Origin of the sequence: Exiguobacterium sp. 8A (assembly GCF_902506275.1) — a bacterium.
GTDB lineage: Bacteria > Bacillota > Bacilli > Exiguobacteriales > Exiguobacteriaceae > Exiguobacterium > Exiguobacterium profundum.
The window spans coordinates 1,724,018-1,736,000 of record NZ_LR733630.1; the positions used below are offsets into that span (position 1 = coordinate 1,724,018).

Here is an 11,983-nt window from a genome sequence, read left to right on the forward strand (position 1 = left end):
AAACATCACTCCTCATTATAAACAAAAGCGATATGAAAAAGCTAGGGAAAATTATGATTCATGTATTCTACTCGGACGAACTCGGAACCAGTACAGGCTGATCAATCCAATATTGAAAATCCACGTAAGTCCTAGAACACCGAACATCCATGCTTTTGGAATTTGAAACGATAATTCCTCGTTGACCGTCTGCCCAACGTACAAACCGTACCCTAACAATCCAATCATTAAGAAGGAGTACGCAACGACCATCCCAAACCGCTTCCACAGCTGCAAGAGCAAGGAAGCAAACTCCTTATTTTCCCCATATTGATCAAACAGATACGTATGGCTTACACTCGAGTACATCGTCTGCGTATACCCACTGACAAATAAGACAGGGATGAACGCAAGTGGCTCGATAAATCCTAGGAAAAAGATGAGGGAGGACACGAGTAACACGAGGTATGGGTGACGTGCGAAATCAAATATACGACTAAATAAAATCCAGCCGATGACGCCTACTAAAAATGGGACAAATACATAAAAAATGAGAACTTGAAACGAGTACAAGGCAAGACTGACAAAGACGGCACCAATTAACGTCCAACCACCGAAAAATCCAATCACAAACGACAGCAATTGAACCTGACGGGTGCGACTCGCTCCAATAAAGTCTCGGACGCGCTTTTGGTACAATAACCATCCAACATAAACGAGCAAAATAATCATTAAGCCAAATACTTCGATATAGCCACGCGCCCCTTCTAAAAGACTGAGCAGACGACTAATCAATGTAAAAACGGTGACCGCGATGAAGGCACGGAGAAAAGAACGAGTTTCAAACTGCCAAGTCGCCGATTTTTGAAGCGGTAATTTCCGAACAAAAAGCCATGGTAGAATCAAACTGACCAAAAAGAGAGCGATGGCCAGATTGTATGACTGTGTCAATGCATAAGAGAATATCGCAATCCAACCGACTAACATCAGAACCAACGGCCAGGAGCTCCCTTTATCTTCTTTTGAATCTGGATCAGCAGCTGGTTTCAGTTCGTTTAATTGCGATAAAATCGTCGTCATAATCGACCCGACTCCAATTGATCCAACCCCGACTAAAAAGGCGCTCCATTCAATCGCACGCTCAAACGGGAGAACGAAACAAACGAGACCGACAACGAGTACGACCAAGGCGATTAAAAAAGTATCTTTAGAACCACGGCGTCCAATGACATAAACCCACAATAATAGACCGGACATACTGGCTACATAAAAAATCAAGAATGGAATGAGACGCCCGACACCTTCTTCGACTGCCATAATAGATAAAAATAAGATCTGCGGAAGAATTTGACTACTAAGAGCACTGACAATCGTCAATAGGACAACCATGTTTTTCATGGGACACACTCCTTACATTGAGATTGAATATTCTGTTCCTCAATCATCCTTTCCCAGATCCATTCGTCTGCGAACCTCTTTCATAACACATTTACTTCTCAGTTTCTTCACTCTTTTGCCGATATAGAAGAGAATGACATTTTAGATATGAAAGAGAAGGAGAAATATATATGGCACTTTTTCGTAAAACAACATCCAATCACTTCGTCGCCACTTCCGGTTTTCCTGAAATCCAGACAATCGCTAAACCAGCTGACTCAAGCTTGAATGGTCGCACTCACTACATGGGATACACGACCTCTCAAGTAAAACGACTGCAAGATATGGCTCCACTCGTCGAGTCAGTACTTGACGATGTACTTGAAAACGTACTCGACCACTTGATGCTGCAACCGGAAATGGTACAGATTGCGAACGCATCATCCACAAGAGAACGATTAAAAAAGGTATTCGCCGATTATTTCCGCAGCCTACTAACAGGGAACATCGATGATAAATTCTTGGCAATGCGGAAACGAATGGGACAGACGCACCACCACTTCGCCGTGCCTGTCGTCTGGTTCTTGGCGACGTACTCGGCATTTAATACGTTGCTCATCCCAAAAGTGGTTGAAACGTATCAACACGATCCTGCCCTCTTAAGTGAGTCCCTCTTAGCGTTGTCACACGCGATGAATTTAGACGCACAAATCGTCACCGAACAATACGTCAACGCCCGCCTCGATGAAATCGAGTCTGCGAACCAAGCTCGTGCGTCCCTGTTGAGTGACGTGACACGCGTCAGCACAGAAGTGGCGACTACGATGGAACAAACCGGACACGCCATGTCTGAAACGAGCAATCGTGCTCACCAAGTCCTTGCGGAAACGGAGCAAACGGAAAAAATGAGTCGTCATTTGATGAAGTTGACGCACACGAACGGAAATCAAATCGAACAGATGGAAGTAGAGTTCAAACAGTCGGCCACCTACGTCGATACTTCGCTCGATCGAATTACCGCCCTAAAAGAAGGTTCACAGGATATTGTCAGCATGACCAAGAGCATCGAACAAATTGCTAACCAAACGAACTTACTCGCCTTAAACGCTTCGATTGAAGCGGCTCGCGCAGGAGAACACGGAAAAGGGTTCGCCGTCGTCGCCACCGAGGTACGCACACTTGCGGAGAACGCAAAACAACTGAGCAGTCAAATCAACGCGCTCATTCATGAAAATGAGACGAACATCGCGGCCCTCCTCGAGCAAATGGGGCAAATGCATCGGACGAACGATGAAGCGATGCGCCAACTAAGCACCGTCAAAGCTGGTTTTTCGACCGTTCAGGAAGAAATGGGCCAATACGTTCTTTCTTTCGAACGAAACAAACAAGACCTCGGACAGATGGTCGAGACCATTTCATCGATCAACGAGACGACGCAAGGGTTATCTCACTTGACCTCTTCCCTTCTATCCACCTCTGAGATGCAGTAAACAAACAAGGCACGGTCCGCGGACCGTGCCTTCATGTATTATTGGACAACTGGTTCTGGTATCTCGATGGCCTTCAGCGAGCGATCGAGCAATTCGACGACATCGAACGTGCCGACGGTCTCATCGACTTCCTTCGCTTTTGTTCCATCAGATAACATCGTCAAACAGTACGGACATGCCGAACCGATAACAGTCGGTTTCGTCTCAAGCAACTGTTCTGTCCGAGCCACGTTGACACGTGTCCCGACTTTTTCTTCCTGCCACATGAGACCACCACCGGCTCCACAACACATACCGTTTTCACGGTTACGCGTCGCTTCGACGAGTTCGACACCCGGTATGCGTTCTAAGACGAATCGTGGTGCATCGTAAATGCCGTTATAACGACCAAGGTAACAAGAGTCGTGATAGACGACACGTTCGTTCACGTGAAGGTCTGGCTGAATCCGACCTGTGTCAAGTAACTCCGCGAGCAACTCCGTATGATGATACACCTTCACATCAGTCAAACCGAAGTCCGGATACTCATTTTTGAACGTATTGTACGCGTGCGGGTCGACCGTGACGATTTTCGTCACCCCATACTTCTCAAATAGTTTAATGTTCGCTTCGGCGAGTTCTTGGAACAGCAACTCGTTTCCGATTCGGCGTGGTGTATCCCCTGAGTTTTTCTCTTCATTTCCGAGAATGGCGAATGAGACGCCCGCCTTGTTCAAGACGCTCGCAAAGCTCTGCGCGACTTTTTGGCTACGGCTATCGTAAGACCCCATCGCGCCGACCCAGAAGAGATACTCGAATTCCTCGCCTGCTTTTTTCTTCTCTTTCGCCGTCGGGATGACGAGCTCTGTATCCTTACGCCAGTTCTCGCGTTCTTTCCGGTTCATTCCCCACGGGTTTCCTTGACGCTCGATATTGGCGACCGTACGCTGTGCCTCAGGGTCCATCTTCCCTTCCATCATGACGAGGTAACGACGAAGGTCAATGATTTTATCGACGTGTTCGTTCATGACCGGACACTGGTCTTCACAGTTACGGCAAGTCGTACAAGCCCAAATTTCTTCTTCCGTGATGACGTTGCCGATCAACTCGTCTGCGACGAGCATATGGCCGTCTTGCGCAGCTGCTGCGATTTCAGCACCTTGCGTGTTTTGGAACATGAGGGCAGGTGCCCACGGTGATTTTCTCGTGACCGCCGCGCCTTTCATATTCATATGGTCACGAAGTTTGACGATTAAGTCCATCGGCGACAACATCTTCCCAGTTCCTGTTGCCGGACAAACATTCGTACAACGCCCGCACTCGACACAGGCATACAAGTCGACGAGCTGCTTCTGGTTGAAGTCTTCAATCTTGTTGACCCCGAAGACAATCTCTTCATCCGACTCTTCCGCTTCTTCCATCGCTGAAAAATCAACAGGTGCCAAGCGACCGACTTTGTGCGTGCGACCGAGCCATACGTTGAGCGTTCCGGCAATCAAGTGTGCGTGTTTTCCTTGTGGGATGTAGACCATGAAGCTGAGCAAGAATAAAAGGTGCATCCACCAAAAGACGACGAATAAAGCGAAAGCGACAGAGCCCGGTACCCAAGCAAACGCTGAGCCGATGAGCGTCGCGACCGGTTCGCCCCACATTGGAAGCTCTTCTTTATAGACGAGGTAAAACCCGTTCCCGAACAATACGGAAACCATCAACCCGCCGATGAAGATGAGGGCAAGACCTGCTAAAAAGTTTCGTTTCAAGCGCACGAGCTTCTCGACGTAACGACGGTAGAATCCCCAAACGACCGCAACGAGAATCATGAGCATGACGATTTCTTGCATGAACGTAAAGATTGGATAAAGCGGACCGAGCGGGATATGCGGGAAACGTGTTCCCACCGCTAGTCCTTTCCAAATAAAATCAATCGCCCCGAATTGGACGAGGATGAAGCCATAAAACATCATGACGTGAATTGCGCCACTCTTCTTATCTTTCAACAATTTCTTTTGACCGAACACGTTGATCATGACCTGTTCGAGTCGTTCTTTGTTCGTTTGGCTCCATTCTGCCTTCTTCCCGAGCTTGATGAACGTATAACGCTGATGAACTAGCGTAGCAAATAAATATACACCATAGCCGAGGACGAGCAAGAATAGAATCCAGTTGACGATTAAAAATGTAGACATCCCCAAAACTCCCCCTTTTGAAAACGGATTCAATCTTGAATTCAGTATATCAAATGATGAATGAACAGTCATTCATTTTTGTGAAGTTCTCATCAGAAGTTTAGAAGATGTTTCAATATGAGCAATAATCCCCCATAGCTGCACACGGCCAATACGAACGTGCGGAAGTGCAAATTTCGGTCGGATGGCAGTTCAAACTTCACGATATTGAGAATCATCGCCCCGGCCACGAAGGCAAAACAGAGCGCTTCGACGTGCGCCGCCAAGTCAATCCAGCGTGAAAAGAACCCACCAAGTAAAATCCCACCACTCAACAAATAGCGTCCTTGTCGCATGTAACGTTCACCATAATGACGATTTAAGTCATGCCCGAGCGCTAAAAAGTGGACACCGAGCGCTGTCGCATAGAAACTTCTCGCAACGAACGTCACCGAGTCGGCTGTCACCACGTACGCCGAGAAGGTCATATAGGCCGTGAGGAGTGTCACCTGTAACCAATACGAAACGGCCCGGTCGACCGCCTCATCTTGAAAGTGAGGGGTACGAACGAACCGCATGGTGCCGTAAAACAACGTGAAACCGATGAGACTGACGATGTAGATTTCTGAAGGTAACGCCAAATTCAACCAATCGACACGAAGCGTGTCCTGGCGTTTGTTCAGGGACGGTAAAAGATACATGAAGAAGTACGTGATGGCGATGCCGCTCGAGAAAGAGAACCATTTTTTCGAAGGAACGGTCTCTTCCCGGAACAAATAGATGCCGAAGAAGTTAATCAGCGCCAAATAGATAATGATCCAGTTCGCCATCTCGTCCTCACCCTTTCAAGTCAATCCAAAACCGCTCGACGACTGTCCCGTCTTCTTCCGTATACGGTGTGTCCGCAATGCCACCATTGTTTAAAATGACTTGACGGGAAGCTATATTTGTCCGGTTACACGTGATGAGTGCCCGCTCGATTCCAAGTTCTTTCACTTTCTCAAGCGCAAGTTGCAGTTGGATTGTGGCGAGTCCACGCCCGCGTGCGCTCGGTTTCACCCCATACCCGACATGCCCGCCAATCTTCAAGAGCGATTCGTTCAGCTCATGACGAATGTTCGTCGCGCCAAGAAGCTCCTCCCCGTCCGTGAGCCAATACGTTGTGCTCGGGACCCAACCTTTCTCTATATGTTCACGTAACTCTTTCTGACGTAACGTGTTGACATATGCCTCGAAGTCGGTCGTTTCACGGTCCACTGAAGTCGGGACGATTCGCTCATCACGTTCGTACCATTCTTGTAAAAATGCGAGAATCTGTTCTTTTTGTTCGACAGATGTTTTGATTAGTCTTAACATCACATTTCCCCCTTTAACCATTTCCATTCGCGTTCTCTGTTTGATTTCCTTGTTCCTTCATCTTAGAGAAGATACCTTCGAAATAAAATGGACGTTCTCGTCGAAGTGTGTCCCCTTTCAGGCATGAAAAAAAGTGCCATCCTGTTCAGATGACACTTTTGACATGCTTACTCTTCGAGTCCGAGCCGTTGTGGCATATGTGGCGCGAGTTGTCTCGCTTCTTCCAACCGACCTGCTTCGACGAGCGTATGGAAATGTAAAAACTGTTCATGCGATGCATCACTGATGGCTGCCAAATAATCGACGTACCGATCGTAGACCGCTTTGTCTTCTGACCGCGCCTCAATAAGTGCGATGTACAGGCGAACGGTGTCTTCCCCGTAAAGGAGCGGGAACTCATCGTTCAGTTGAAGCAATTTATCGATTGAATCGATATCGACTCCGTTTTCTTGGTCATAATGCATGATGACTTGTTCAGCATGGTCTTCAAGGCGACCGCGCCACTCTTCATACTCTTCTTCATTCGTTTCGAGCATCTCGAACCAGTCTTCGTTCAACATCTCTTCAATCTTATTTACGCGTTCTGTGAAGTTCATACGCTCTCTCCTCCTTCAAATGTCCATGTGACATGTACTTCGTATATACCCACGTTTTCTTCATTCATGGATAATTCATATACGAACGTACATGACTCTTCAGACACATCGAGTCGCGATGTCGTCGTCGCCATCGTCATCGACATATAGGCATTCTTATATAAGCTTTGCGTGAAGCGACCTTCGATGAAGGAATGGTTCATCTCGATCGGTCCTTTGCAGATGAGCGCCAATCGTTCCGGCGTGTACTTGATTGTCGTCGGGACCGTTCCGTCCTCTTGTTGTTGGTCAAACATTAAAATAAAGCCAGTCTTCAATGGATAGTATACGCCGTCAGCCGATAGTTCGATCGGCTCCGGAATGTCACTCATCCGAGTTGTTTGCTGGACACGCACGCGAAGTGGTTCAATCGCCATGCTCATCCCCCTTTCCGTCAACTCATCGTACCATATGTGGTAGGAGTCGTTCTATCGACGGTGCTTCGTTTTCACATAGACGAGATGGTCTACCCACTCATCATTCTCAAAAATAAATCCTTCTCTCGTGCACTCGTACGACATGCCGACACGCTCTGCGAGACGAACGGATGCCTCATTGTCGAGATTGATGTGTGCCTCGATCCGTTGAAAATTTAAGTCGTCAAAGGCGATGCGCATCGCTAAATCGACCGCCTCTGTGCCATATCCGTTTTGCCAATGTTGGTTATGGATGGTATACCCGACCCGACCCCAATGAAATCCATCTCGCGCCAATGTCGAGAAATCCACCATGCCGAGATGTATCCCATCTTCAAGCCGGAAAATCCCAAAGACATGCGCACGGTCTTCATGTGCGAGTGATTGGTGTGTGTCGACTAGCTGACCGAACCAAACGGACGTACAGTCGCTCATATCTAATTTTCCCGGGTCATATACATGTTGTGAAACGAGACGATTTGTAAAGCCGCTTAACCATGTGTCATAATCTCGTTTCTCTAACGGTCGTACGATGATTCGATTTGTTTTTCGATGATACGTAAATGGATTCAATCTCTCCTGTCTCCTCCCTATTACTTTTATACAGTCAGAAAAACTTCTTCCACTTTCCTTCCGAAATCACATCGATCTTCCCTTCGTTTACACGAATCGCGGTCTCGTCGTCAATCGCATAGGCCGGCGACTGTAATGTCTCCGCCCATTCTGCAGCATCTCGTGACGTGTTCTCCGGTAACATTTCGTGGTCGAGATGAGGAAAAATCGAGAAGTCGACAAACCCTAATGTATCATCACTCTGCTCGTCGGATGCGCGCCATCCGACAAACGCTTCTCCAATTCGTGGTGTCATCACCATGCTACCTGCACTCAATCCGACGTAGACGCCTTTCCAGGACGGGAGCAGCGAGGCTACCCCGGACTGTTTCATCCAATGGTAGAGAAAGAGCGGATCGCCCCCATTCACCAATAATACGTCTGCCTTATCAAACGCCGGTCTCCACACCGACTCATCGATACTCGGGAGTGCGCTCAGTTCAAGCACCCCAACCGACTTCCAGCCCAACTCACACATCGGCGTCGAGAAATCTCCGTTGAAAAAGTTCCATGCGTGTTTCGTTCCCCCGTTCAACGCATAAATGGCTGTTGGGATACAGAGTGCATTACACTCTTCAATCGGCTTGCCCAATAATTCCAAAAGTGCCTGCTTGATGCTCTCGTTTTTAACGCCAGCGGACGTCAATAGTAGTTTCATTTGTTTCCCTCCTTATTGAATCTCTTCTAAAGCATTCTCATCATCCCCGTGCATCCCCTTTATTCATATTAAAAAGACCGTAGTCGACTTCTCGCCTACGGTCTTCAAACATGAAAGATTAGCTAATTTTATACACGCGACCTTCGAACGGTTTCAAGTGAAGGAGCGATGATTCCGCATCGCCTTCAACCGGCATGTTGCTCAAGACGACATCTTGCGCACGAAGTGTCTGATCCATATCAAACATCGTCTCTTTCGCCGTCAAGTTCGTGACGACGAGGTACTGCGTGTCACCGAGCGTACGCGTATACGCATAGACTTCCGGGTGTTCCGGCAAGACGACATCATACGCCCCGTAAACAAACGTCTCATTATCTTTACGAAGTTGAATCATCTCTTTATAGAAGTTAAAGATTGAGTCCTCATCTTCAAGCTGTGATTCGACGTTGATATCCGTATAGTTCGGGTTGATGCCGACCCATGGCTGCTCTGCGAACGTGAATCCGGCGTTCGGGGCATCACTCCACTGCATCGGTGTACGCGTGTTGTCGCGTGACGAGTTCCACGTGATGCGCATCATCTCGTCATGACTCTTCCCTTGCTCGACGCCGATATAGTAGCGGTTGCGTGTCGCGATGTCATCATATTGATCGATCGAATCGAATTTGACGTTCGTCATCCCGATCTCTTGACCTTGATAGATAAACGGCGTCCCTTGCATGAGGAAGTACATCATCGCAATCGACTTCGCGCTTTCTTTCCAGTAACGCTCATCGTCTCCCCATTTCGAGACCGTACGCGTCTGGTCATGGTTTTCGACGTAAAGGGCGTTCCATCCATCGGCCTCAAGTCCTTTTTGCCATTTCGTCAACACGTTCTTCAAGTGAACGACATCGAGTTTCGAATCGGCATCTTCACTCCAAAGGTCCATGTGTTCGAATTGGAAGACCATGTTCATCTTCCCTTCCTTTTCACCGACCCATAGATGGGCATCGTCAGGTGAGACGCCATTCGCTTCACCGACCGTCATGATGTCATGTTTATTGAACGTCTCGTCACGAAGCTCTTCTAAATAGTCGTGAATTCCGTCCACGTTCATGTGCATCTCGAACGACGGTACAAAGTCGAGGTCGTTCGGGTTTGGCAAGTCGGCGAACGTCGGATTCTTGCGAATATGGCTGATTGCATCGACACGGAATCCGTCGATCCCTTTTTCGAGCCACCAGTTGATCATATCGTATACCGCTGTACGCATCTCAGGATTTTCCCAATTGAGGTCCGGCTGTTTCTTCGAGAAGACATGCAAGTAGTATTGCTCCGTCGTTTCATCGAATTCCCAAGCCGAGCCACCAAAGATCGATTCCCAGTTATTCGGCTTCGACCCGTCCGGTTTTCCGTCGCGCCAGATATACCAGTCGCGCTTCGGATTGTCTTTTGAGCTCTTCGATTCAATGAACCAAGGGTGCTCATCCGACGTATGGTTGACGACGAGGTCGAGCAACAGCTTCATACCGCGCTGATGCACTTCGTCCAATAAGCGGTCGAAGTCTTCCATCGTACCGAACTCGTCCATGATATCTTGATAGTCACTAATGTCATAACCGTTATCATCGTTTGGCGATTTATACATCGGGCAAATCCAGATAACATCAATACCGAGGTCTTTCAAATAGTCGAGCTTATCAATGATTCCTTGAATGTCTCCAATTCCGTCCCCGTTCGCGTCATAAAAGCTACGCGGATAAATTTGATAGGCGACGGCTTCTTTCCACCAGTTGCGTTTAAGCGTTTGTGTTTGTTGTTCTCGTTGTAAAAGTTGCATGTGATCTAGATACTCCTTATCCCAAAACTCACTGCTCATCATTTATACTTATCTTATTCGTGCTGTGAACTTTATATCATTAGCGCAATCGTTTGCACGATGCAATAAATTTATCTTACCAAAAAACATTCGATGATACAAAGATGTTTCATCAGCATACTCAACGTGTACCCTACACGATTTTGAAAAGAAATGAAAGCGAGGTGCTTCATCATGTTTCGATTTGCCACAATGGAGGATTTTTCAGCAGTCGATCAATTGATTTTAAAGAAAGCAAAAGAGTTCCAAGTAGCCGGAAAGTCGCAATGGGTCAAATATTTAGAGCCGAGTCGTTCCGACTATGTCCGTCACGATTTGACGAACGGGACGGTGTTTGTCTACGAACGAGATCAGCAAGTCGTCGGTGCCGTCAGCCTGATTCCTCCGACTGACTGGGACCATAATCTATGGGACGACCCGGACGGTGCCGTCTACTTGCATCGACTCGTCACGGACTCGAGTGCAAAAGGTGAACGCATCGGGGAACGTTTGATGCAGCATGCCTTAGCAAACACGTCTTCGACCATTCGATTGGACTGTGTTGCCGACAACGCCTTCTTAAATAACTACTATCCTCGGTTCGGTTTCCACTATATCGGCGAACGAAATGGATTCTCACTGTTTGAAAAACAGGCTTGACCTTGACGTGACGTCAACCTTTACGCTTTGACTAAGGAGGTGAAGGGATGTATTCGATTCAACAACTTGCGTCACTCGCTGGAACGACACCGCGAACGCTTCGACATTATGACGCAATCGGTCTTCTCGTTGCGAACCGTGACGCCAACGGCTATCGGCGTTATTCTTCGCGCGATGCGGAACGGTTGCAACTCATCTTACTCTATCGCACGCTCGATGTTCCTCTCGATCAAATCGGAGAATTGCTTGATTCAACGACGTTCAACCGGATTGATGTGTTGAGTGGACATATCGAGGCGTTGCGACAGAAAGCAGCCTATTTCGCTCAGCTTGCCGAGACGGCAGAAGTGACCCTCACCTCACTCAAAGGAGGGATTCCAATGGATGACAAGTCATTATTTGATGGATTATCTTATGAGGAGATTCAAGCTCACGAGGCGAAACATCAAGAGGAAGTGCAGGAACGTTGGGGAGAGACTTCAGCTTACAAGACAGCACAAGAACGTGCGCAGAAGCGATCGAAAGCGGACTGGGAACGCATCAATCAAATGCAACTCGATTTGATTGCGCCACTCGTTGATTTATTTCGTTCACAAATCGCAATCGATGACGACCGAGTTCAATCGATTGTGAAAGACAATCATCTGTTCATCGACACACACTTTTACGACTGTTCACTCGATATGTTCAGTGGACTCGGACAGATGTATGTGACGGATGAACGATTCACCGCATTTTATGATCGCTTCGAGCCGGGGCTCGCTGCGTATTATAACGAGGCCATCCAATGCTATTGTATCGCTAACAGTTAAGTCC

12 protein-coding genes are annotated in these 11,983 nt (G+C 47.7%); 3 read left to right on the top strand and 9 right to left on the bottom strand.

From position 1 onward, the window contains the following. Window positions 1-51: 51 nt before the first annotated feature. Complete coding sequence (locus GVY42_RS08835; protein ID WP_159562994.1) at window positions 52-1,377, bottom strand: hypothetical protein; 1,326 nt, start codon at window positions 1,375-1,377, stop codon at window positions 52-54. Window positions 1,378-1,547: 170 nt separating this feature from the next. On the opposite strand from GVY42_RS08835, the gene GVY42_RS08840 reads away from it, so the two are divergent. Then, a complete protein-coding gene (locus GVY42_RS08840; RefSeq protein WP_159562995.1) occupies window positions 1,548-2,846 on the top strand; it encodes a globin-coupled sensor protein in 1,299 nt (432 codons plus the stop codon). Window positions 2,847-2,884: 38 nt separating this feature from the next. Here GVY42_RS08840 and GVY42_RS08845 read toward each other — a convergent pair whose 3' ends face one another. From GVY42_RS08845 to GVY42_RS08880, 8 genes are all read right to left on the bottom strand, one after another. After that, window positions 2,885-5,011 carry a (Fe-S)-binding protein gene (locus tag GVY42_RS08845; RefSeq protein WP_159562996.1) on the bottom strand — a complete coding sequence of 709 codons (2,127 nt, stop codon included), beginning with the start codon at window positions 5,009-5,011 and terminating at the stop codon, window positions 2,885-2,887. A 92-nt stretch (window positions 5,012-5,103) separates the two neighbouring features. Continuing rightward, window positions 5,104-5,820, bottom strand: a complete 717-nt coding sequence (locus GVY42_RS08850; protein WP_078147689.1) for a hypothetical protein — start codon at window positions 5,818-5,820, stop codon at window positions 5,104-5,106. A 7-nt stretch (window positions 5,821-5,827) separates the two neighbouring features. After that, the gene (locus tag GVY42_RS08855; protein ID WP_159562997.1) at window positions 5,828-6,346 is read right to left on the bottom strand and encodes a GNAT family N-acetyltransferase; all 519 of its coding nucleotides are present in this window, start codon (window positions 6,344-6,346) and stop codon (window positions 5,828-5,830) included. Between the two features lie 167 nt (window positions 6,347-6,513). Next, window positions 6,514-6,942: a hypothetical protein gene (locus GVY42_RS08860; RefSeq protein WP_159562998.1), complete on the bottom strand. Its 429-nt coding sequence runs from the start codon at window positions 6,940-6,942 to the stop codon at window positions 6,514-6,516. Next, the gene (locus GVY42_RS08865; protein WP_159562999.1) at window positions 6,939-7,358 is read right to left on the bottom strand and encodes a DUF1934 domain-containing protein; all 420 of its coding nucleotides are present in this window, start codon (window positions 7,356-7,358) and stop codon (window positions 6,939-6,941) included. Before GVY42_RS08865 ends, GVY42_RS08860 begins: the two co-directional genes overlap by 4 nt. Window positions 7,359-7,409: 51 nt before the next feature. Continuing rightward, window positions 7,410-7,970 (bottom strand): GNAT family N-acetyltransferase, encoded by a 561-nt coding sequence (locus GVY42_RS08870; protein ID WP_159563000.1) that lies wholly within the window; start codon window positions 7,968-7,970, stop codon window positions 7,410-7,412. 34 nt (window positions 7,971-8,004) lie between these two features. Further along, complete coding sequence (locus GVY42_RS08875) at window positions 8,005-8,667, bottom strand: Type 1 glutamine amidotransferase-like domain-containing protein (protein WP_159563001.1); 663 nt, start codon at window positions 8,665-8,667, stop codon at window positions 8,005-8,007. A gap of 118 nt (window positions 8,668-8,785) precedes the next feature. Continuing rightward, window positions 8,786-10,489: an alpha-glucosidase gene (locus tag GVY42_RS08880; RefSeq protein ID WP_159563002.1), complete on the bottom strand. Its 1,704-nt coding sequence runs from the start codon at window positions 10,487-10,489 to the stop codon at window positions 8,786-8,788. Window positions 10,490-10,702: 213 nt separating this feature from the next. Between GVY42_RS08880 and GVY42_RS08885 the strand changes: the two genes are divergently transcribed. Beyond that, the gene (locus GVY42_RS08885) at window positions 10,703-11,167 is read left to right on the top strand and encodes a GNAT family N-acetyltransferase (protein ID WP_159563003.1); all 465 of its coding nucleotides are present in this window, start codon (window positions 10,703-10,705) and stop codon (window positions 11,165-11,167) included. A 47-nt stretch (window positions 11,168-11,214) separates the two neighbouring features. Beyond that, the gene (locus GVY42_RS08890; protein WP_159563004.1) at window positions 11,215-11,979 is read left to right on the top strand and encodes a MerR family transcriptional regulator; all 765 of its coding nucleotides are present in this window, start codon (window positions 11,215-11,217) and stop codon (window positions 11,977-11,979) included. Window positions 11,980-11,983: the final 4 nt, after the last annotated feature.